The organism is Bacillus sp. EKM202B, assembly GCF_011066025.1.
In the GTDB taxonomy this organism is placed as follows: Bacteria; Bacillota; Bacilli; order Bacillales; family Bacillaceae_G; genus Bacillus_A; species Bacillus_A toyonensis.
Genome location: NZ_JAAMNK010000012.1, coordinates 69,099 through 92,511 on the forward strand (window position 1 = coordinate 69,099; position 23,413 = coordinate 92,511).

Annotated in this window: 20 protein-coding genes and 1 pseudogene; 13 read left to right on the forward strand and 8 right to left on the reverse strand. The window is 34.0% G+C overall.

Annotation, left to right across the window (positions count from 1 at the left end; genetic code table 11):
* Positions 1-174: 174 nt before the first annotated feature.
* Complete coding sequence (locus G9F74_RS16035; RefSeq protein ID WP_016107333.1) at positions 175-1,728, reverse strand: ABC-F family ATP-binding cassette domain-containing protein; 1,554 nt, start codon at positions 1,726-1,728, stop codon at positions 175-177.
* Between the two features lie 169 nt (positions 1,729-1,897).
* Between G9F74_RS16035 and G9F74_RS16040 the strand changes: the two genes are divergently transcribed.
* Together G9F74_RS16040 and G9F74_RS16045 are read left to right on the forward strand one after the other, a co-directional pair.
* Complete coding sequence (locus G9F74_RS16040; protein WP_016107332.1) at positions 1,898-2,470, forward strand: TetR/AcrR family transcriptional regulator; 573 nt, start codon at positions 1,898-1,900, stop codon at positions 2,468-2,470.
* A 56-nt stretch (positions 2,471-2,526) separates the two neighbouring features.
* Entirely contained in the window at positions 2,527-3,462 is a 936-nt protein-coding gene (locus tag G9F74_RS16045) for an SDR family NAD(P)-dependent oxidoreductase (RefSeq protein WP_185157060.1), read from the forward strand.
* 47 nt (positions 3,463-3,509) lie between these two features.
* On the opposite strand, the gene G9F74_RS16050 is transcribed toward G9F74_RS16045, so the two are convergent.
* The 3 genes from G9F74_RS16050 to G9F74_RS16060 all read right to left on the reverse strand — a co-directional run bounded on the left by G9F74_RS16050 (position 3,510) and on the right by G9F74_RS16060 (position 6,777).
* Complete coding sequence (locus G9F74_RS16050) at positions 3,510-4,331, reverse strand: glycosyltransferase family 2 protein (protein WP_016107331.1); 822 nt, start codon at positions 4,329-4,331, stop codon at positions 3,510-3,512.
* Positions 4,332-4,358: 27 nt separating this feature from the next.
* A complete protein-coding gene (locus tag G9F74_RS16055) occupies positions 4,359-5,813 on the reverse strand; it encodes an oligosaccharide flippase family protein (RefSeq protein WP_016107330.1) in 1,455 nt (484 codons plus the stop codon).
* Between the two features lie 451 nt (positions 5,814-6,264).
* The gene (locus G9F74_RS16060; RefSeq protein ID WP_000412115.1) at positions 6,265-6,777 is read right to left on the reverse strand and encodes an acyl-CoA thioesterase; all 513 of its coding nucleotides are present in this window, start codon (positions 6,775-6,777) and stop codon (positions 6,265-6,267) included.
* 321 nt (positions 6,778-7,098) lie between these two features.
* On the opposite strand from G9F74_RS16060, the gene G9F74_RS16065 reads away from it, so the two are divergent.
* Positions 7,099-8,412 (forward strand): ArnT family glycosyltransferase, encoded by a 1,314-nt coding sequence (locus G9F74_RS16065; protein WP_016107329.1) that lies wholly within the window; start codon positions 7,099-7,101, stop codon positions 8,410-8,412.
* 69 nt (positions 8,413-8,481) lie between these two features.
* Here the strand turns inward: G9F74_RS16065 and G9F74_RS30565 are convergent, their stop codons facing one another.
* The 3 genes and pseudogenes from G9F74_RS30565 to G9F74_RS16075 all read right to left on the reverse strand — a co-directional run bounded on the left by G9F74_RS30565 (position 8,482) and on the right by G9F74_RS16075 (position 10,545).
* Positions 8,482-9,183, reverse strand: a complete 702-nt coding sequence (locus tag G9F74_RS30565; protein WP_371399255.1) for a methyl-accepting chemotaxis protein — start codon at positions 9,181-9,183, stop codon at positions 8,482-8,484.
* Between the two features lie 102 nt (positions 9,184-9,285).
* A pseudogene (locus tag G9F74_RS30570) lies at positions 9,286-9,783 on the reverse strand (protoglobin family protein); the annotation flags it as partial.
* 129 nt (positions 9,784-9,912) lie between these two features.
* Complete coding sequence (locus G9F74_RS16075) at positions 9,913-10,545, reverse strand: trimeric intracellular cation channel family protein (RefSeq protein WP_000924376.1); 633 nt, start codon at positions 10,543-10,545, stop codon at positions 9,913-9,915.
* Positions 10,546-10,816: 271 nt separating this feature from the next.
* On the opposite strand from G9F74_RS16075, the gene G9F74_RS16080 reads away from it, so the two are divergent.
* From G9F74_RS16080 to G9F74_RS16115, 8 genes are all read left to right on the forward strand, one after another.
* On the forward strand, positions 10,817-12,235 hold the full coding sequence (locus G9F74_RS16080) for an O-antigen ligase family protein (protein WP_000943144.1): 1,419 nt from the start codon (positions 10,817-10,819) through the stop codon (positions 12,233-12,235).
* A gap of 77 nt (positions 12,236-12,312) precedes the next feature.
* Complete coding sequence (locus G9F74_RS16085; protein ID WP_016107327.1) at positions 12,313-13,413, forward strand: glycosyltransferase family 4 protein; 1,101 nt, start codon at positions 12,313-12,315, stop codon at positions 13,411-13,413.
* Positions 13,414-13,428: 15 nt separating this feature from the next.
* Positions 13,429-14,169, forward strand: a complete 741-nt coding sequence (locus tag G9F74_RS16090) for a WecB/TagA/CpsF family glycosyltransferase (RefSeq protein WP_000290755.1) — start codon at positions 13,429-13,431, stop codon at positions 14,167-14,169.
* Positions 14,170-14,319: 150 nt separating this feature from the next.
* Positions 14,320-15,519: an MFS transporter gene (locus G9F74_RS16095; protein ID WP_000521085.1), complete on the forward strand. Its 1,200-nt coding sequence runs from the start codon at positions 14,320-14,322 to the stop codon at positions 15,517-15,519.
* Between the two features lie 141 nt (positions 15,520-15,660).
* A complete protein-coding gene (locus G9F74_RS16100; RefSeq protein WP_000698261.1) occupies positions 15,661-16,377 on the forward strand; it encodes a LytR/AlgR family response regulator transcription factor in 717 nt (238 codons plus the stop codon).
* Positions 16,378-16,499: 122 nt separating this feature from the next.
* Complete coding sequence (gene cstA, locus G9F74_RS16105; RefSeq protein ID WP_016107326.1) at positions 16,500-18,575, forward strand: carbon starvation protein CstA; 2,076 nt, start codon at positions 16,500-16,502, stop codon at positions 18,573-18,575.
* Positions 18,568-18,771 carry a YbdD/YjiX family protein gene (locus G9F74_RS16110; RefSeq protein WP_000914411.1) on the forward strand — a complete coding sequence of 68 codons (204 nt, stop codon included), beginning with the start codon at positions 18,568-18,570 and terminating at the stop codon, positions 18,769-18,771. Before cstA ends, G9F74_RS16110 begins: the two co-directional genes overlap by 8 nt.
* A 147-nt stretch (positions 18,772-18,918) precedes the next feature.
* Positions 18,919-19,974, forward strand: coding sequence for a diguanylate cyclase (locus G9F74_RS16115; protein ID WP_016107325.1), 1,056 nt, complete (start codon positions 18,919-18,921; stop codon positions 19,972-19,974).
* 88 nt (positions 19,975-20,062) lie between these two features.
* On the opposite strand, the gene pdxK is transcribed toward G9F74_RS16115, so the two are convergent.
* Positions 20,063-20,887: a pyridoxine/pyridoxal/pyridoxamine kinase gene (gene pdxK / locus G9F74_RS16120; protein ID WP_000174255.1), complete on the reverse strand. Its 825-nt coding sequence runs from the start codon at positions 20,885-20,887 to the stop codon at positions 20,063-20,065.
* 134 nt (positions 20,888-21,021) lie between these two features.
* On the opposite strand from pdxK, the gene G9F74_RS16125 reads away from it, so the two are divergent.
* Both G9F74_RS16125 and G9F74_RS16130 read left to right on the forward strand, forming a co-directional pair.
* The gene (locus G9F74_RS16125) at positions 21,022-22,593 is read left to right on the forward strand and encodes a GAF domain-containing sensor histidine kinase (RefSeq protein WP_000488135.1); all 1,572 of its coding nucleotides are present in this window, start codon (positions 21,022-21,024) and stop codon (positions 22,591-22,593) included.
* A 20-nt stretch (positions 22,594-22,613) separates the two neighbouring features.
* Complete coding sequence (locus G9F74_RS16130) at positions 22,614-23,261, forward strand: response regulator (protein WP_000695803.1); 648 nt, start codon at positions 22,614-22,616, stop codon at positions 23,259-23,261.
* The last annotated feature ends 152 nt before the right edge of the window (positions 23,262-23,413 follow it).

Genomic DNA, 23,413 nt, shown 5'->3' on the forward strand with positions numbered 1-23,413 from the left:
AAAAAAGCAATTGTTTCAAAAGGGAGCATATGAAACCTTTTGGAAGCAATTGCTTTTTTATTTTTAAAATTTGAAGGATAAGAATTTACATGTGTTTGGAAGGACAGCTTATCGAGAAAAATAAATATCCCCTTGTATAAATGATATACCATGTAAGGGGATATTTATTAAGAATTAAGCTTTTTGCTGAGCCCATTCTTCTATATTCCAAACTTTTGTTACCCAATCTTCATAAAAGTCCGGTTCGTGGCATACAAGAAGAATTGTTCCTTTATATGCTTTCATCGCCTTTTTTAGTTCCTCTTTTGCTGTAACATCAAGGTGGTTCGTCGGCTCGTCAAATAGTAACCAGTTGCTGTCTTCTCCCATTAGCTTACATAAACGAACCTTTGCTTGTTCACCACCGCTTAATTGGTTCAGTGGACGAGAAATATGTTCATTTTTCAAACCGCATTTTGCTAGCATTGCACGTACTTGGTGTTGGTCCATGCTAGGGAATGTATTCCAAACATCATCAATTGGTGTTATATTATCAGCTTTTACTTCTTGTTCGAAGTATGATGGATTTAAGAAGTCACCAAGACTTGTTATTCCGCTTAATGGTTTGATCTTACCTAAAATTGTCTTTAATAGTGTTGACTTACCGACCCCATTACATCCAACGATTGCAATTTTTTCACCACGTTCGATTGTCATCGTTAATTTTGGTAATAACGGATGTGTATATCCAATCTCTACATTTTCTCCTTCAAAGACGAATCGGCTACTTGCGCGACTCTCTTTAAATGAGAATTCAGGTTTAATTGCTGTTTCAGGACGATCGATACGTTCCATACGATCGAGTTGTTTTTGACGACTCTTTGCACGACCTGTCGTTGAGTAGCGAGCCTTATTTTTCGCAATAAAATCTTCTTGTTTTTTAATAAATTCTTTTTGTTTTTCGTAAGCATTAATATGTTGGTTTTTATTAATTTCCGCAAGTTCTAGGAATTTTTCATATGTCGCTGTATAACGCGTCATTTTTGTAAACTCTAGATGGAAAATAATATCGACACATTTATTCATAAATTCCGTATCATGGGAAATTAATAGGAATGCATGTGGATATTCTTTTAAATAATTTGTTAACCAATGAATATGTTCAACGTCTAGATAGTTGGTAGGTTCATCTAATAGTAATACTTCTGGTTGTTCAAGTAGTAATTTTGCAAGTAACACTTTTGTACGTTGTCCACCACTTAATGCGGCAACATCACGATCTAAACCAATTGCGTCAATTCCAAGACCACGCGCTGCTTCCTCAATTTTCATATCTAATAAATAGAAACCCCCTGCTTCAAGAGCATCTTGTATTTCTGCCATTTGCTCAAGAAGCTCTTCTAATTCTTCAGGTGTAGCAGTTCCCATTTTTTCTGTAACTTCATTTAAAGCTTTTTCTTGTTCAAATAAAGGTAAAAACGCATCTGCTAATATGTCACGAATTGTGCGGCCAGGTGTTAAAATTGTATGTTGGTCTAAGTAACCATAATTTGTACCAGGTGTCCATTCAACTCGGCCTTCATCATGGATAAGTTGACCAGTAATTATATTCATAAATGTTGATTTACCAACACCGTTTGCTCCAACTAATCCAACGTGTTCTCCTGCGAGTAAGCGCATGGATACATCTTTAAATAATGTACGATCACCAAATGTATGGCCTAATTTTTCAACAGTTAATAAGCTCATAATGTCCTCCGTTCAATTCTAAATAGTGTCTTGAATCATGATACTAAATTCTTCGATATAATGCTATCATTTCAAAAATGTATATTTTTTCAAATAAGGAGTTGCATTATTTTGGAAAAAATATATAATATAATTGAACAGTGGTTAATTAAATCGTGAGGTATAAAAAATGTCGCCAAGAAGAGCAGTCAAACAAGAGTTAACAAGAGAAATGATTATGAACGTAGCAAGAAATTTATTTGTACAACAAGGATATCAGCACACTTCAATGCGTAAAATTGCGACGGAACTAGGGTATAGCCATGGTTCAATTTATTACCATTTTAAAAATAAAGCTGAACTTTTTTATGCGATGGTAGAACAAGACTTTCAATTGTTAAATGAAAAGTTAGATGAAATTAGTAAAAGAAACTTATCTCGAGAAGAGCAGTTAAAAGCAGTTTTATTTGGTTTTATAGAGTTTGGTTTGAAAAATCAAAGTCATTATGAAATTATGTTTTTAATTAAAAACGATGAGTTAAAGGAATGTTTGGCAGACGGCCCAAATGTTAGTTATGAAAAATTTGCAAAGGTTGTTTTTTCTTTATGTAATAAAAAAATAGATACAATGACGATATGGTCTGTCTTTTTATCATTACATGGGTTTGTCGCACATTATTGCGGAAGTGGGCAAACATTTGAAGAATTAAAGGGGCTTGCTCAAGTGCATGTAGAGTTTATTTCAAAATCGCTTCTAATGTAGGTGATTTTCTTTTTGTTATTAATTGAACAGTGGTTAATTAATTAGAGGGGGAACTTATGATGAGAAAAGCGTTAGTACTGGGAGCATCAGGAGCAATGGGATATGCGATTACAAAGGAGTTATGTAATAGAGGGATTGATGTAGTTGCCTTTGCAAGAAATAAGGAGAAGTTGGAGAATTTATTTCAAGGAGAGGAACATATACAAACAGTAGCAGGAGATGTATTTGTAAAAGAGGATATAATAGATGCGGCGAAAGGTGTAGATGTTATATTCCATGCTGTAAATATCCCATATTCAGATTGGGAAAAGAAGCAACATAAACTATTAAGAAACATATTGGAAGTAGCAAAAGAGAGTGATAGTAAGTTAGGGATCGTTGATAATATTTATGCATATGGAAGGCAAAATCAAAGGCTGGTTAAAGAAGATGCTGAAAAGAATCCTCATACGAAGAAGGGGAAAATACGATTACAACTTGAAGCGATGGCAAAGCAGAGTAGCGTCAAAATGTTTATTGCTCATTTTCCTGATTTTTACGGTCCAAATGCGGAAAGCATACTTGTTCATCATACTTTACATGGCGTACTTGCAAATAAAGTGTCTAGCTTTGTTGGAGATAAGAGAATTGCACGCGAGTATATTTTTACGCCCGATGGCGCAAAAGCGATGGTTGAATTAGCGTTATGTGAGGAGGCTTATGGACAACAGTGGAACATACCAGGTTGCGGTGTCATTACCGGAGAAGAGATGATGCAATATATACGCGAATTGACGGGATATACAAAACAAGTTATGACCGTAAAAAGAGGAATAATAAAGTTAATGGGTTTATTTGATAAGCAGATGAAAGAATATGTAGAAATGCTCTATTTGACAGAAAAACCGGTTGTATTAAGTGGAGAAAAATATGAAATGCTCATTGGGAAAGTACCTAAAACATCTTATCGCGAAGGATTAGAGGAAACAATCTTATCTATGCAAAAGAAATAAAAGGTGTAACCATTTCATAGAAATGGTTACACCTTTTTCATATGAGTTTATTTTAAATATCCACGAATAATCCCGCGTAAACGATTTGCATGGAATTTACGTTTATCATTAGAAATATTTTGTGTCATACGGAATGTGGCAGCAGCAACAGCACGTAAGAAATAAGGGAATCCATAATGTAAGCGAATCACTCTGCCAAAACCGCCAGCATAAGAAATGGCACGTTTTAATGATTGTTCATTTATAACTTCTTCTTTTACAGGATGGTATACGAACAGATCTTTTCTAAATAAACCAGTGTGGTCTTTTTTCATACCGCGTAGAACAAAGTCGGTTTCTTCACCAGCTCCATAAATCGTTCCAGAGCCAACACCTAAATCCTCGTCGAATGTACCTACATCTTGTACAAATTGTTTTGTAAAGAATAGTGTAAAAGAGGGACCTAAAAATCCATATTTGTTATTAAGAATAATGTCTGTATTAGGTGCAAGTATTAAAGAACCAGTTCCTTCAACATTAGTAGTGTTTGTTGATATAAACTGAACATCGTTATTAGATTTGAAAGTTTCTAATATACTTTCTAAAACATTTGTTTCATAAATACAATCGTCATCTGGAAAAGCGATGATATCGCCATCCGCTACTTTTAATCCAGTATTTCGAGCTCTAGATAACCCTTTAATAGGTGTATAAATGTAGTTAATAGAAAATTTTTCTTTATATTCATCAAAGAGATCCGAGATTGGAGTATCATTTTGATCTACTACGATGAGTTCAAAGTTTTGGTAAGTTTGTTTTTCAAGTGATTTTAGTAAGTCAAGAATATCATCACGTCTGCCACAAGTAGCCATGATTAAAGAGAATTTCAATTTTAACAGCTCCTTTAAGAATTACGTTTAAGCTTTTTTAAATCGTGCTTGTATTTTTTCTATTAGAGTAAAGAGAATTTCATCCTTTGTTAAGAAAAGGATAAGAGCATATGTTAATCCGCATGCTACCATGACTAGGAGAACTTGTAGTATTTGTCCAGATACGAACATACGAATAACGAATGCTATTGGTACAAATGTTAGTGAATAAAATAGATATTTAAGTTTTTGCATATCAAATAATGTATAATTCACTTTTAATTTCTTTTTAACATAAATATATTCAAGTACAATTAATAAACTGTTAGCAATTGTAGTTGTGAAAATTGCTGTCGCTGGTGTAAGCACATGGAAGAATATTAGTGCAATATTAGATGCTAGGTTAATAAACCCGCAAATGAATAAGAAGCGTACTAAAATACCTTCCTTCTTTTTAACATAAATAATTTGATTCGATAAAATAGATTCAATACCAACTGTAATCATATAGAAAGCGAACACAATTAATGTATTACCAGCCCCAGCAAATTCTGATCCACCATAAATGACAACAGCTCCGTGAGCAATGAGCATTAAACCAATTGCGGCGGGAAATAGGGTAATAAAATACACTTTTGAAATTTTGTTTAACAAAGATTCATACTCACTTTCAGATGCATTTCCTGATAAGTAAGAAAGCCGTGGAATTGTTACTTGTACAACGCTTAACATAAGTGTATTAATAATGGTCATAATTTGAAAAGCCATAACGTAGTAAGCGACCTCTGCTTTTCCGGCGTATTCACCTAACACAAGACGATCTAATTGTGTATATAAAATATTAGCATTTGAAAAAATGACGACTAATAGCAACGGTTTTAAATGCGGGATAATGGTTAAGTTAGAAAAATCAAACTTAACTTGGCGTTTCACATATACAAAGCTAATAGAATGATTTAAAAATGTTGATAGTGCTAATAAACCTGCGAATGTTTTATAATCATCCACTCCATGAACTAGGCAGAAAAGCAGTACAACATAAATTAGTCGAACAATAACTGTTTTTTTAGTGATGAAGTCATAATTTTCATATGCTTCATTGAACCATTCCACATAAAATAGATTGGAAATAAAATTGAAGCCAAAAATAAGAAGAACAGGAAATAAGCTTTCATTTCCATATCCAATATAACTAAAGGCTAAAAAAGCACATAAAGCTAAAAGGCTAGTTGTAACATTAATTACATAGAGACTTGTGAATAATTGAGAAACTTTCTTTTTATCATTTTTAATTAAGCTAACTTCACGTAAGCCATATTGATATACACCAAAAACCGCGAATATGAAAAAGTAATTAAAAATAGTTTCAGCAAAGTTAACAGTTCCCATTGAATTGGCTCCTAGCATGCGGTATGCGTATGGACCAACTAAGATGGGAAGTATAATGTTAAACGTATTGAGTAGTATTTTATAAAAAATATTTGAAACAATAGACTTTTGCATAGTTTCACCTTTCCATTAAAGTAATACAATTTAATTAAAATGCGTTTTATATTAAAGTTTTTAAGTAGGGATAATTACTTCAACTAAAATGAAATTGTTTTTCGTTGGTAAAGAATAATGATCGTTTTTTATTGTATTTTGATATAGTAAAAAACAAGGCGTTTTCTACACAACTTGCAAATTTTCAAATTAGTTTGCTGACCGCCCGTATAAGTGTACCTTACATAAACTTTGTAAAGCAACTATTCCTCGATTAGAAGCGAGTTATAAATAGAACTTTATACACTAGAAAAAGTTAATATTGAAATAGCCTAGCCAAGATATGTATAAAAATATTACATAGTATTTGTGAAAAGACGTAGAGATTGTATGAGAGACTTGAACTGTTTATAAAGAAATGAGCGAATACAATTTAGTTATCCGCTCAGAAGGTATTTTCGATATTGAAATTTTATACACTCCAAGGCTTATTTAAAGTTAATACCTCAGCCATTTCTTTGCTTTTTAAACGTCCTTTTTTTCGGGTCTCAGCACGTTCGGAACCAGTTTTATGCAACCAATGTTCTTCCTCAGTTTCTGGTAATACTTGAGGTACAGAAGAAGGTTTTCCATCTTGTAATGCTACGAATGTAATAAAGCAAGTAGCGGCGATACGGCGTTCTCCCTCTAATAAATTTTCTGCAATTATTTTTACGAAGACTTCCATAGATGATTTCCCAGTATAGCAAACAAATGCCTCATAACAAACAGAGTCAGCTTGATGAATAGGTGTTAAAAAATCAACAGAATCAATGGATGCTGTCACACAATGCTTGCGACTATGCCTTGCTGCTGCAATAGAAGCAATACTATCAATTTCAGCCAATAATTTGCCACCAAATAATGTTTGATGGTTGTTTAAATCATTTGGAAAAACACGTGTTGTTTTAATTGCTTTTGATTCTCTCATAAATTTCTTTTCCATATATTCAGCCCCTAGTGTACATTTTCAATCAGAGTGACATGTTCTTTATGACATAAAAGGAAGGTTAGTTCCTATTTGATTTTACCGGGTATTTAAACAAGTAAAATGTATGAGTAGAGGAGTAATAATACTTTTGAAAGTATATTCATGTAACTGAAAGAAAATTTATTTTGTCTAAAGTGTAGTGTAAAAGAGGATTCGCTTACATTGCAAGTGAAAAAGTAATGACTATATATTTGTCATAGAAATTCCCTATCAGCCGTGTACCTATTCATGATAGAATCGTTTTGTTATGAATGGAGATAGAGGTGCAATGGACATATGAATCATATACAAACAAATTTTTCGTCTTTTTTCAGTAAAATAATGATTGGTGCGATGCTCGCATTTTTTGTTTATAGTTGTTGGTCGGCGTTTGAAACAAGTAAGCAATTTTTTGGAGGAAGTACAACGAGTGTAACAATCGTATTGGCAATTTTCGTCATCCTCATATTGTTAGTGGCATCAATTTTACAATATCGTTTTACAGATAAACAATTTTTTATTTTTCTTATGAGCGTATCTATAGTTGTGAGAGTTAGTATGGTTTTATTTGTAGATGTTCCAATCATCGGTGATATGAAAGCGATGTATGAGTCTGCAAAGCAGATTGCAATTGGCAATAATATAGAGAATGTAACACAGTTACCCTTTATCATTTATGAATCGATGGTTATTCGTATATTTGGTGATACGGTATTTGTTTTACAGTTATTTAATATTTTGTTCTGTACAGGAACTGCATTTTTAATTTATCGTATTGCCGCTATGGTTTTTGGGGAAGAATGTGGTCGCATTGCGTCCGTATTTTACGCTTTATATATTCCAAATATATTTATGAGTTCCTTATTAGCGCCTGAGTCGCTCGCAATATGCTTATTTTATTTTGCTTGTTACATACTTTTATATAAAGGATTAGAACATCCTTATATGTGGGTGCTTTCAGCGACTTTATTTGCATTTAGCAATATGCTGTTCCCAATGGGGTTATTTCTTCCTATTTTTATTGCGGTATATGTGTTGTTAATTGAATTGTTTCAATCTGCAACGAAACAAAAAATACTATTAAAGATGATAGGGATGCTTATTCTATTTTATAGTGTTCATTTTGGCGTGAGTTACGGAATTAAGACGATGGGAATGTCACAATATACGATTTCGAATGAGACGTATGTTCAATCGGTTTTAATCGGTAAAAATCAAAAAAAGGAAAAAATACTGGAAAATCAAACTGTAATAGAACATATTGATCAAAAGTTAAAAGAGATTGAGAGTGAAAGATTTAAACTGCTAAAACCAGTAATGAATCAGTTTTCAGATGAGGGGATAAATTCTATCCTATTCAAATGTGAAAAGCTGATATATATAGCAATAACATTATTCATGGCTATAGCTTTATTACATTTCCTTATTAAGAAACAAAAGAATGAAGGATACATGTTGTTCTTATTGTTGATTAGCGGATATGTATTGCTAAAAATCTTTCAAGTAGATATGGCATACTATAATATTATTATGCCAGCATTGTTTATTTTACAAAGCTTTGGTGTCTATATGAGTTATGTATATTGTCAAAAAATATTTTTTAGAAAATAAAAAGAATCCAAAATGGATTCTTTTTTTATTGTTAGATGATGAAAAATCGTTATTAATATAAGCTTCGCCTTATCGGTTTAGTTCTAGTTTTAGACTATCAGCTGTTAGAGCCATTTTTGAAGAATCATCTTGAATGCCCTTCATTACTTGCGAAATAGCTTCTAATTCATTTTCAATTTTTTTATTCTGTTCTTTCGAATTAGACATATCTTTTACGATTTCATGGAAGTATTGATCTGTCGCGTACATACTATCAGTTCCTTCAGATACGAGAGAACTAATTTGTTTTACAGAAGAAGAAACATGAATAATCTGTTCATTTGTTTTTTCAACGAGTTTTGTAACGTTGGAGATCGATTCTTTCGTTTGCTCTGATAATTTTCGGATTTCTCCAGCTACAACAGAAAAACCTTTGCCAAACTCTCCAGCACGTGCAGATTCAATAGCGGCGTTTAGTGCTAGTAAATTTGTTTGCTCTGCAATTGATTTAACGATATCTATGATTTCGTTAATTTTGTTAGAAATATTGAGAAGTTCATGAGTATCTGTAATGATAGTTTCCATATTTGTTTGAATATATCCCATTCGTTTGTTTTGCTGATTTAATTGTTCTTTACCTTTATTAGCTTTTTCTTCTGATGTTGTTGCTAATGATGTACCGGTTTTGGCAATCTCTACAATAGTTTCGGATTTAGCAGTTAATTTTTGAATAGAAGAGCTTGTTTTTTCAGATACAGCTGCTAGTTCATTTGCAATATGTGTAATTGTCATAGCCGTTATTTCTTTTTCTTTTTCATGTTCTTTTTGAATTTGTTCATACTCAGATTCATAAGCTGCAAGAACAAGCTCTTGTTCAAGTGTGAATAATTTGTTTATTACATTTATAGAATATGAAAAATCATCGATTATTGTAATCTTTGTTTGTAAAATCTTTATGATGGAACGGAATAATTCTTGATAGGCAGCCGTATACCATTTTCTATGTAAGCCAATTTGAACATGTCTTTTGGCAATTCTGACACGTTGTTCAATAAAATCTTCGTGCATATCTCCACTGAATAATTCTTTAATATGTGTTTTTAAAGTTTGTTTTAGTTTTGGAATAGAGCTGTAACGTTCAATAATAGTAATTAAATTAGGTTGTTTTGTAATATTGGCATAGAATTTTTCTGTAATCCAATCTATTTCCTCATAAATAAAGGGCTGTAGTACTTTTACAATTTGTAAATCTTCCTTTGAAATATGTAGCATATCCATTTGAATCCTTAATTCGGAATTAGCAGGTACGTTAAAGGTTATTTGTTGTGCCTTACTTAATTCAATTATACTGGTGTTTGTTTTATGAGTATGTTTTTTAAAAACCCCAAGCATCGTTCTTCCCCCTGTTTGTGAAGCGTTTTCATTTTTGTTTCTAATATAATTATATATTTTTATATTCAATTACTCTATATTTGTGTATAGAATAGTATATAAATTAAGAGAATTCTATGTAGAATTCTCTTAATGACCTTTATTAATTTTAGCATGTGTTTTAAAGAAAACAGGGAAATGTACATTATATATTACAGTGACGACACGAATAATGAATGTTACTAATAAACAAACATAGAAAGCTAATACGTGCGCCCCCATTGCATATGTGATTAAGAAGCTAATTGCTCCTAATATAGAAGCGATTGCGTAAATTTCTTTTCGGAATACGTAAGGGATATCTTGGGCGCATATATCACGCAAAATACCGCCTCCAATCCCCGTAATGACTCCCATTGAAACAACTAAAAATGAGGCATCAACATGATGTGACATTGCCGCATTTGCACCAATGGCTGTAAAAACACCTAAGCCAACGGCATCAGAAAGCATAATAACGACTTGAAGTTTATTGATACGCTCAAAAAACATACAAGTAAATAGTGCTGATAATACGCTTACGAAAAAGTAAATAGGTTTTACAAATGCGACAGGAGGCAGGTTACCGATCATAATATCACGAATAATACCGCCGCCGAGCGCAGTAGCTACAGCTAAACAAAGGACACCGAATAAATCTAAATCTTTTTTTAAACCAACTAATGTACCAGAAATAGCAGCGGCGATAATGCCAAGAAACGTAAATATGTCGATTAATAACATGGCTGTAATCCCTTCCTCCTAAAGATGTTCCAGAGAAAAAATATACACTAAAGTTATGTAAATAACAATGCATTTTCGTTACATGTAGAAAAAAAGAAAAAATAAGGAAGGAAAGCGTTTGAAAATGCAAATTTACTTTTTTTATGAGGTAAGGTTGGATAGAAATGTGAGACGTTTAATTAAAAAATATATGTTATAATACATATTTGAGATGAGAAAAATAATAATAATTGTATAGAGTGAATTTAGGTATAAGTTATGGAGGTTCTAGATGTTAAGGGAAAATAGTACAAGTAATAAATTTGAAAATTTTCTATTAATCTTTATTTTGTTGCAACCCATTTTAGATTTGCTTACAGCATTCTGTATAATGGTTTTAAAAATTGATACGACTATTGGAGTTATTACACGTTTATTCGTTATGCTTCTAGGTGGAATATATATTTTAATTCAAACAAAGAAGAGAGAGAGTATAAAATATATATCGTATATAATTCTAGTTGGAATTGTTTTCACTATTGGGTTAATAAATAATAAATTTACAAAGAACCCTATGGTGTTTACAGAAGAAGTTAAGTTTATAGCAAAAGCTTTATATCCGTTTGTTATGCTTACTTGTTATGTGTTTGTTTTTAAATCTTTAAAAGAAAAAAGACATTCAAAAATGCTTGAATATATTACGTATGCATCGTTAATCATAGGAATAGTAATGGTAGTTTCGATTGCAACGGGAACAGATTACAATAGTTATACGTGGTTGAAATTGGGGTCTCGTGGTTGGTTTTATGCAGGTAACGAGCTAGGATCTATTTTAGCCATCATGTGCCCAATTGTTATTTTGTATTCAATTGAAAAAACAAAAAGTATAGGTAAAGTATATTATTGGATTCCTTCAGTTTTAGTTGTCTATTCACTATTTGCAATTGGAACGAAGGTTGGTGTAGGAGCCATCTTTGTGGCAATGGCTATTGCAGTTGTTATGTGCTTTATCCAGGCATATACACAGCGTAAAGATGGAAAGAAAAATGTCTATTTATTAAATGGTTTTATTGCAATGACTGTTTTTGTAGGCATAATGGCATATACACCTTTTTCGCCATTCATGAAAAACATGGGATTCCATTTCCAATTTATTGAACAGCAACAGAGTGCGAAAAATGAAGAGAGAAAGAAAGAGGAAGCGAAAGAGCATAAACCTCCAGTGACAGAGAAAGAAAAGGAACAAGAAAAAGAAAGAGAGAAAGAAAAAGAGAAAGAAAAAGTAGCTGAGAAAAAGGAAGAAACTCAAGCTATTATTTTTAGTGGACGTCAAATATTCGAGCAAATGTATAAAGATTTTTATAAGGAAGCCCCAATGTCTCAAAAATTATTAGGTATGGGTTATGCTGGTAACTATAAAGCAGATCCGAAATTAATTGAACGTGATTTTCATGATTGGTTCTATTCATTCGGAATTATAGGATTTATTTTACTGGTAGTTCCGTTCGTATACTTTGGTATTAAATTCATCGCATGTGTATTTACTAAGTTTAAACAAATATTTACAGTAAGGTACGCAATGGTAATTGCAGCAATCCTGTTAGGATTAGGTATCTCATTTATCGCGGGGCATATTTTAATGGCACCTGGAGTAAGTTTTTACTTAGTATTACTCATGGCATATTTAATAGTTGACTTGGAAATTGAATGATAGAAAAATAAAAGCTAGCATATGTTAGCTTTTATTTTTGTTATAGTAAATAAAAATAAAAATGGAGGATGTAAGAAATGAAAGTGTTGCATATTAATGCTGGTGCAGAAGAAGGTGGGGGGAAAACACATATTATTTCACTCTTATCTCAGTTTCCACAGAAAGAAGTGGAATTAATGGTATTTGAAGAAGGGGCGATTGCTAGAGAAGCGAGGAACCTTGGTATTCAAGTACATGTTTTTACTCAGTCATCTCGGTACGACCTATCAATTCTTTCAAAAATAAAATCATTTATTAATGAAAATCAATTTGACATTGTGCATACACATGGCGCACGAGCGAATTTCTACCTCTCCCTCTTGAAAAAAGGTATAAAAGCGAAATGGATAATGACCGTTCATAGTGATCCAACCTTAGATTTTATGAAGGGGGGATTAAAAGGATGGGTATTTACGAAATTAAATTTACGTTCTTTCAAGAAGGTAGATTTGTTTTTTGCAATTACGGAAAACTTTAAGGAAAATATAATAAAGCTTGGGGTATCAGAAGAGAAAATTTGTACAATTTATAATGGAATTGAGTATGATAATATTCCAGCAAAGGCTTATGATAAGATTGAATTTGGTATCGATGAAGGAGTATTTACAGCGATCCAAGTAGCTCGTCTTCATCCTGTTAAAGGACATAGTATTTTATTTGAAGCGTTACAAAAAATTAAAATCCAAAATATAAAGATACTTTTGCTTGGTGATGGACCTATAGAAGCAGAATTAAAAGCGATGGTGAAACAAAAAAACTTAGAGGATAAGGTGATTTTTCTAGGTTTTCGTACAGATTCAAAAGAATTATATGCATCTGCACACATTAATTTGTTAACTTCTTATAGTGAAAGTTTCCCCCTTGTTTTATTAGAAGCAGCTAATCAGCGCTTAACATCTATTGCAACAAATGTGGGGGATATGAGAAAGCTAATAGTTGATGATACATATGGATGGATTGTACCGATTGGTGATGCAGATTCGTTAGCAAAATCATTAGAAAATGCTTATGAAAAGTGGTTGAATGGGGAATTAGAAGAGATGGGAAATCGTTTATATGATTACGCATCTACTCATTTCTCGCTAAAGAATTTGTATGAAGATACTCGTAGTGCATATAAAAAACTTTTATTGAAATAGAGAGGATATTTAATTATGGCAGTACAAACAGTTGATATTCTAGGCGTTCCTTTCTCTACAATGACAATGGATGAAACAGTCCAATATTTAAAGGAACAACTAGAATCGGAGCAAAATGATACCTTTCAGGTAGTAACAGCGAATCCTGAAATTGTTATGTGTGCAAAAAAGGATGAAAAGTTCCATAAAACATTATTAAATACAGATTTAATTACACCTGATGGTATTGGGGTTGTAAAAGCAAGTGGTATGCTTGGTACACCTGTAAAAGAGCGTGTAGCAGGTTTTGATTTAATGTGTAATTTGTTTGCGAAGTTATCAGAAGAGAATAAACCAGTATCCGTTTTCTTATTAGGAGCAAAACCACATGTTGTACAAGCTGCAGCGGATCATTTAAAGAAGACATATTCAGCTGTATCTATCGTTGGTACGCAAGATGGGTATTTTAAGCAAGAAGAAGAAGAGAATATCGTTTCTCGTATTCAAGAAGCAAAACCAGATCTACTACTTGTTGCACTTGGTTTCCCAAGACAAGAGAACTTTATCCAAAACAATAAGCATCGTTTAGAAACGAAAATGGCTGTTGGAGTAGGTGGAAGTTTAGACGTATGGGCGGGAGAGGTAAAACGCGCACCAAAGTGGATTCAAGCGATTCATTTAGAGTGGTTTTACAGGTTATGTAGTAATCCAACACGCTGGCGTCGTCAGTTAGTATTAGCGGAATTTTTAAAAGAAGTAATGCGTTCAAAAAAGTAGCGAAATCTCGCTACTTTTTTTGTTGATTTTTGATAAATATTTTAAATTTTGGGAATGATGAAGGAGAATTTTTTACACGAAAGTATTTTACTTATGTAATTCACACATGTAAAATGATGTGTAAAGACACCTGTGTGAGGAGGACTTCTTGTGGGCAAGGTAAAAGAAATTTCGAAGCGAAAGCTACTTGGCATAGCGGGGCTTGGATGGCTATTTGATGCAATGGATGTTGGAATGCTTTCATTTGTAATGGTGGCACTCCAAAAAGATTGGGGATTAAGTACGCAAGAAATGGGATGGATAGGTAGTATTAATTCAATTGGTATGGCAGTAGGAGCGCTCCTTTTTGGGATACTATCGGATAAAATAGGCCGAAAATCAGTCTTTATTATTACATTATTACTATTTTCTATCGGTAGTGGTTTAACTGCTTTAACGACGACACTCGCGATGTTCCTCGTTTTAAGATTTTTAATTGGTATGGGGCTTGGCGGTGAGCTTCCGGTTGCCTCTACACTAGTATCAGAGAGTGTTGAAGCACATGAACGAGGTAAAATAGTTGTGCTATTAGAAAGTTTTTGGGCAGGTGGCTGGCTAATTGCGGCTCTTATCTCATATTTCGTTATTCCGAAATATGGTTGGGAAGTTGCGATGGTGTTGAGTGCGGTTCCGGCACTATATGCTTTATATTTAAGATGGAATTTACCAGATTCTCCGAGATTTGAAAAGGTCGAAAAAAGACCGTCTGTTATCGAAAATATAAAGTCAGTTTGGTCTGGAGAATATCGTAAAGCTACAATTATGTTATGGATTTTATGGTTTTGTGTTGTCTTTTCCTATTATGGAATGTTCCTTTGGTTACCTAGTGTAATGGTATTAAAAGGATTTAGTTTAATAAAAAGTTTCCAGTACGTACTTATTATGACATTAGCTCAACTTCCAGGGTATTTCACAGCCGCTTGGTTTATTGAACGTCTTGGGCGAAAGTTTGTATTAGTTACGTATTTAATCGGTACAGCGTGCAGTGCCTACTTGTTTGGAGTTGCAGATTCATTAACAGTTTTAATCGTGGCAGGCATGTTACTATCCTTCTTTAATTTAGGTGCCTGGGGGGCATTATACGCTTATACACCTGAACAGTATCCGACAGCTATTCGTGGTACAGGTGCAGGAATGGCGGCCGCATTTGGTCGTATTGGTGGTATTATTGGCCCGTTATTAGTAGGCTATTTAGTTGCTGCACAAGCTTCACTTTCGCTAATATTTACGATCTTCTGTGGATCAATTTTAATTGGAGCACTTGCTGTAGTTATACTTGGGCAAGAAACGAAGCAACGAGAATTAGCGTAAAAGGAAAGGGGGGACCGAGGTGGTTTCCTTTTTTCTGTTTTTTTAGATAAATAATGGTATAGTAAGAAAAAGGGATTGTTTCTTATTAAAGAGAATGTATACAACAGGACATACGGACAAAGGAATTAGGTGGTTGGATAAATGAAAATTTTACTTATCATGGAAGAGGCAGAAGAGCGAAGGAAATTAGTTGAGAACTTTACTGAGAATATTCGAAATATAGAATGTTTTGAAGCGAATACAGGAACAGAATCTTTGTTAATAATGAAAAAACATACACCAGATTTTGTTTTTTTAAGTTCGCAATTAATAGATGGTACTGGTTTTGAATATGCGAGTTTATTACGAGAAGTAAATTGCTATACGAAATTTATTTTTATGGGTGAGGATATAGAAGAATCCATTACAGCATTTCGTTTTCAAGCATTTTATTATTTATTACGACCATTTCGTGAAGAAGATTTACAATTTCTTTTATATAGAATGGGTAAAGAGCAAGGAGAGAGAGCAAAGAGTTATTTGCGAAAACTACCGATAGAAGGTCAAGAGGGAATTAGATATGTTTTCCCAGAAGATATTGTATATGTGAGTAAAAATAAGGAGAATAAGACGGTTTCAATTTATACAACAAATAATCAGTATATTTCAACATATACACTTCAGGAATTGGAAAATAAACTAAATGTATATGATTTTTTACGTGTGCATAAAAGTTATTTAATTAATATGTCATATGTACAAGAACTGAAACCATATTATAACGGCACGTATAATTTATATTTAGACAGGTATGATGAGCAACCGATTCCAGTCAGCCGTAATTATGTAAAGCGCCTTCGAAATAAAATTGAATTATAGTAGGTAATGAGAGTATTTTAACATGATAAACTAAAAATCCTTCATGATAAGGAGGATTCAACTTAAATATTCAGAAAATTTAGTACAATCTCCACTAAGAAGTAGTATTGGGGGGATTGTATGTGAAGACGTTGAAGTCGATTTTACTTTGGGGGGTTATTACGGCAGTAGGAGCAGGTGCTTTTGGTGTAATAGCTTTATCACAAGGTGAAACTATTAATGCTGTGTGGCTCTTAGTAGCTGCAGTATGTGTGTATGCAGTTGCTTATCGATTTTATAGTAGATTTATAGCGAGAAAGGTTTTTGATTTAGATAATAATCGGCAAACGCCAGCCCATACATTGAATGATGGAAAAGATTATGTTCCGACAAATAAGTGGGTATTATTCGGGCATCACTTTGCAGCAATTGCTGGGGCAGGGCCTTTAGTAGGACCTATTTTGGCAGCACAGATGGGATATTTACCAGGGACAATTTGGATTATTGTCGGGGTAGTGGTCGCTGGAGCTGTACAAGATTTTGTAATTTTATTTGCTTCGATGAGACGTAATGGTAAATCGTTAGGTGAAATGATTAAAGATGAGATAGGCCCTGTGACTGGGCTCATTGCCATGATAGGTATTTTAGGCATTATGATTATTTTATTAGCAGTATTAGCATTAGTTGTAGTAAAGGCACTTATCGGAAGCCCTTGGGGAATGTTTACGATAGCGGCAACGATTCCTATCGCTATTTTAATGGGAGTATACATGCGCTACATTAGACCTGGCCGGGTTGGTGAAGGATCGGTAATTGGTATTATTCTACTTATTCTATCTCTTATTGGAGGTCAGTATGTAGCTGAAAACCCAACGCTTGCAAGTATGTTTACGTTTAGTGGTGAAACAATTGCTATTATGCTCATCGTATATGGATTTATTGCATCGGCATTACCAGTTTGGATGCTTTTGGCACCGCGTGATTATTTAAGTACATTTTTAAAAGTAGGGACAATTGTTGGATTGGCAATCGGTATTTTAATTGTAGCACCAGATTTACAAATGCCAGCAGTTTCAAAATTTATCGATGGAACAGGCCCTGTTTTCTCAGGTAACTTATTCCCGTTCTTATTTATTACGATTGCCTGTGGGGCGGTGTCTGGATTCCATGCGCTTGTTTCATCTGGTACGACGCCAAAAATGATTGAGCAAGAGGGGCATGCACAGCCAATCGGTTATGGAGCAATGTTGATGGAGTCGTTTGTAGCAGCAATGGCTATGATTGCGGCTTGTGTATTAACACCAGGAACTTATTTTGCAATTAACAGTCCGGCAGCACTTATCGGTACGGATGTATCTCAGGCGGCCCAAGTTATTTCTTCATGGGGATTTGCTATTACACCAAATGAATTAAAAGATCTTGCTGTAAACGTTGGAGAACAAACGATTTTATCACGTACAGGTGGCGCACCAACGTTAGCGATAGGTATGGCATATATTTTCTCACAAGTAATAGGTGGGACCGCAATGATGGCATTTTGGTATCATTTTGCCATTCTTTTTGAAGCACTATTTATTTTAACAACGATTGATGCAGGAACGCGTGTCGGTCGCTTTATGATTCAAGATATTTTAGGACATGTATATAAGCCGTTTGCGAAAACAGATTCTACATTAGCGAATGTAATAGCTACAACGTTATGTGTATTAGGCTGGGGATATTTCTTATACCAAGGAGTAATAGATCCACTTGGTGGAATTAATACATTATGGCCATTGTTCGGTATTGCAAACCAAATGTTAGCGGGTATTGCATTATTACTTGGGACGACAATTTTATTCAAAATGGGGAAAAAGGCGTATGTTTGGGTGACACTTATCCCGACTGTCGGATTGTTAATTGTAACAATGACAGCTGGTTATCAAAAGCTATTTCATGAAAATCCAAAAATAGGATTTCTATCTCATGCAAAGGTGTTTCAGGGAGCATTAGATGAGGGGAAAGTGTTAGCTCCAGCTAAAAATGTCGCTCAAATGAAACAAATTATTTTCAATGATTATATCGATGCCGCACTTTGTGGGATTTTTATGATAGTTGTAATCGCCGTATTAATTTCTGCAATTCGAATTTGGATTCAAGTATTAAGAAATAAGCCGATGCCGTTAAAAGAGGCACCATATATTCCTAGGGATGAAAGTGAGTCGAGGAATTATGCTTAAAAAACTACGGCAAGTATGGGGTAAAAGGAAACAGTTTATTAGTTTACTTGTAGGGGTACCAAGTTATGAAGCATATGTGGAGCATATGAAAAAGCATCATCCAGAAGAAGAGATTGTATGTCAGAAGCAATTTTTCGCTGAGGCGCAAGAAGCTAGATTTAATGCGAAAGGCGGCAAGATATCACGTTGTTGTTAATAAAAAAGGGACGAATCTTCGTCCTTTTTTATTTTTTGCTGTTTCACGTGGAACAGCAAAAATAAATAAAAACCTTTGGGAATTATAGGGAGTTCGTATACAATAAAGTAAGGAAAGGGATAGACGAAAAAGTAGGGAGATTATTTTATGTTAAGGGATTTATTTGTAAACACAACAATCATTCTTTCCTTTATCTTTATTGGAGGTCAGCTTTTAAGAGATAGTCCGTTAAAAGAAGGATTCTCTTTCTGGCAGAAATGTGTAGTAGGTATTTTTACTGGAATATTAGGTATATTAATAATGCATTTTGGTGTACATATTGAAGATATTATGTTGGATCTACGCTATCTAGCTGTTATTTTAGCAATTATAGTTGGAGGCCCGATAGCTAGTAGTATAACAGTTATTATGATTTTAATTACAAGGATAGTTTTTACCGAGTACTCTTTAGCCTCTGAATTGGCTTGCTATACAATTGTATTAAGTGGAGTTGGTGTTATCTTTATTGCAAGAATGCAAATTTCCATTATGTTAAAGTTGATATGGTTACACGTATACTGCCTTTCTATTTTAGTAGTACCGATGTATATATTATTTAACGATATATCTGTAGTTGTACTGTATTTAATTTCAAGTATTACTACAGGCTACATAACATTCGTAAGTGCAAACTATGTTTTACAATCCAATGAGCTATTTCAAACGATGAAGCAATACGCAACGATAGACGCATTGACAGGTTTAGGAAACGTAAGGCAGTTTGATCTAGAGATGAATCATCATATTGGTAATAAACACATGGAAAATGATTCACTTTGTTTACTACTTATAGATATTGATCACTTTAAGTATGTAAATGATACGTATGGGCATCCTGCAGGAGACGAAGTGTTAAAACAAATAGGGTGTATTTTAAGAGGAATTTCAACATTTCCGGATTTGGTTTTTCGAAAGGGTGGAGAGGAATTTGCACTTTTGATACCGCAGAGGGGACTATCTTATGGTATTCATCTTGGGGAACAAATCCGTATAGCTGTTGAAAAACATTCATTTCAATTGTTAGATGGAACGAAAATAAAAATCACAGTGTCGGTAGGGATTTCAGAGTATAAAGGATCACAGGAACAGCTTATTCAAGCGGCTGATGACGCGTTATATTACTCAAAAAGAAATGGTAGAAATCAGGTCAATTCTGCATCTTAAAGGTAAGATGACCAGAAGATGTAAAGTTTATTAAAAAAAACACCCACAGAGGCAACGTATTAGCTCTGCGGGTGTTTTTATTTATACGCTAGACAAGCTCTTTCGGTGCAACGAATTTACGATATGCACCATGATGAGTTGGTCCTACGTATTCGTTAATCTTGAATGAGTAACGAATAGCAGCTGTGATAAATTCTTTAGCAGTTTTTACTGCTTCTTTCACAGATTTTCCTTTTGCAAGTTCTGCTGTAATTGCAGCAGAATATGTACAACCAGCGCCGTGTGTGTTTGTAGTATCAATTTTTTCTGATTCTAGAAGATCGAATGTTTCTCCGTCATATAGGACGTCGATTGCAGTTTCTGTACCTAGTTTACTACCGCCTTTAATTAGGACGTATTTAGCACCTAAAGCGTGGATTTTCTTCGCTGCTTCTTTCATGTCCTCAAGAGAATTAATTTTCACGCCGCTTAATTGGTAAGCCTCAAATAAGTTTGGTGTTACAACTAATGCTTTTGGAACTAAAACGTCACGTAAGCAATCATTCGTTTCAGGATGTAATGCTTCATCTGCGCCTTTACATACCATAACAGGATCAACTACTACGTTTTTGAAATTATGCTTTTCAATTGTTTCTGCAACCATTTCAATAATTTCTACTGATCCAAGCATACCCGTTTTTAAAGCATCTACGCCAACACCTTCAATTGTTGTTTCTAATTGTGGTTTTAATGTAGAAGCTGGGATTGGGAATACGTTATGTGCCCAACCGTTATGTGGATCCATCGTTACGATCGTCGTAAGAGATGTCATTCCATATACGCCAAGTTCTTGGAATGTTTTTAAATCTGCTTGTATACCAGCACCGCCACTTGTATCAGAACCAGCGATAGTAAGTGCTTTATTTAATGTCATTATGAAATCCCCCTCAAGTGATATAATGAAAACTATGTTTTCACCATTATATCAATGTTACGAATAAGTACAAAGTGAAAAGTAGATGATTTACTTTAGAGGCGATTTAAAATCTTGTATGTAGGAGATTGAGCATGTTTCGAGATAATCGTACAAATGAATTAGTTATATTAAAAGAAATTGCAGAAACACTAAATACATCAAATGATACATATCATGTATTGCAAGCGGTGCTAGAAAAATTGCTAAGTGTAACAGGTTTGACGACAGGATGGATCTTTCTTGCGGATGAAAATGGGAAGTATACGAAGTTGATCGATTACCAGTTACCAGAGGCACTGACATATGAAAACAAACGCCCGATGTGTGAAGGTGAATGTTGGTGTTTACGTGGATTTGTAGATGGGAAATTAGAACGAGCTGTTAACATTATTGAATGTAAAAGAATTAATAATGCAATTGAATACAATTGGGGAGATACAGAAGGAATTCTTCATCATGCTACAGTTCCTTTAAAAGCAGGAGGAGAAAAGTTTGGCTTATTAAATGTAGCGAGTCCAGGTAAAACACATTTTTCAGAAGAAGAATTAGTATTGCTCCAATCCGTTGCTTTCCAAATTGGGACGGCTTTAAAACGAACGAAATTATATGAAAATGAAAAACGAAGAGCACATTATTATGTGAAATTGGAACGTTTTATTCAAGATTTAAAAACAATTCATAGGTTTAATGTATTACCTGAAAAAGTTGTAAATCACGTAGGTGAAGTATTTCAATGGAATCAAGTGGCGTTTTTTATTAGAGAAGAAAAAGAATTATCTTTGCGAGCGTCTTTTAGTCAGGAAGAGTTACAAGAAGATGTAAAAGAAGCGGCAAAGAAGGCGCTAGTAAAAGGTGAATCGGTTCTTTTAAAACGTCAAATTGGTCATAATGTACATCTAAATGGAGCTGTTATTGCTACGCCAATACATATTCAAAGCCATGTATTTGGTGTTTTATGTGTAAGTTTAAATAATGGAGAATTTGATGTGAATACAATAGATGTAATCCAAGCGCTATCGAATCATATTTCGTTAATAATAGAGAATTTAAGATTAAACGAGCAGCGTCGTGAACTTGTACGAATGGAAGAAAGAAATCGATTAGCAAGAGATTTACATGATTCTGTTTCACAGAAATTATTTTCATTAACCTTTATGACAAAAGGTGCTGAGGCAGTTTTAAAAGGTCAAAACGAAAAAGTGGATCGATCTTTGCATGACATGCGTGAACTAGCGCAAGGGGCATTAAAAGAAATGAGGACATTAATTTGGCAGCTTCGTCCGGCAGGATTAGAAAAAGGATTATTACCTGCTCTAAAGCAGTACGGTGAAAACTTAGGATTGAAAATTAGGGAGCAAGTTACCGGTGTTCGTGACTTACCTCGTGTGGTAGAAGAGGCATTATGGCGCATTGGACAAGAAGCGTTAAACAATGTAAGTAAGCATGCAGGTGTAAAAGAAGCGACGGTTTATTTTACAGTGACTGAGAAAAATGTATCATTAGAAATAGTTGATCAAGGAAATGGCTTTGTAGAAAAAGATATAAAAGAGAAAAAATCACTCGGTATGACTACGATGCGTGAAAGAGTAGAATTAGTTAGTGGAACAATTAAAGTTGTAAGTAGCAAGAGACGAACGAGCGTAAAAGTAAATGTACCATTATGATGTGAAAATGAGGGAAGTTTGTGAAAATAAAAGTATTGTTAGTTGATGATCATACAGTCGTTTTAAAAGGGTTAGCATTTTTCTTGAGTACACAGGAAGATTTAGAGTTAGTTGGAGAAGCAAATAATGGGAAAGAAGCATTAGTGAAAGTAGGAGAAACAAATCCTGATGTTGTACTAATGGATTTATATATGCCCGAAATGGACGGTGTTGAAGCGACAGCGTGTATTAAAAAAGAATATCCGGATGTGAAAGTAATTGTATTAACTAGCTTTTCTGATCAGGCGCATGTGTTACCAGCATTAAGGTCTGGAGCAAGTGGTTATATTTTAAAAGATGTAGAACCGGATCAACTTGTTGAAGCTATTAGAAGCGCATATAAAGGTAATATTCAATTACATCCCGATATTGCGAGCACCCTTATCTCTCAAACATTGCCTCAAGAAGAGAGGGCAGAGGAACATTTCGTTCATGTAGATGTATTGACAGCAAGAGAGAACGAAGTGTTACAACTATTAGCAAAAGGGATGAGCAATAAAGAAATTGCCTCTGTTTTAGTTATTACAGAAAAAACGGTTAAAGCACATGTAAGTAGTATTTTGAGTAAATTAAACTTATCTGATCGCACGCAGGCAGCATTATATGCAGTGAAAAATGGGATTGTATAAGACGAAAGTCGTAAGACCTAGTTCGCCTTTAGGAGGTGGACTTTTTTTATGGAAAAATACGTCTATGTGAGGACGAAATTGTCTTGATATAAAGATAAAATATGTTTGTAAGCAACAAAACAACAATTACAAGGGATACCTTTTTTAAAAAC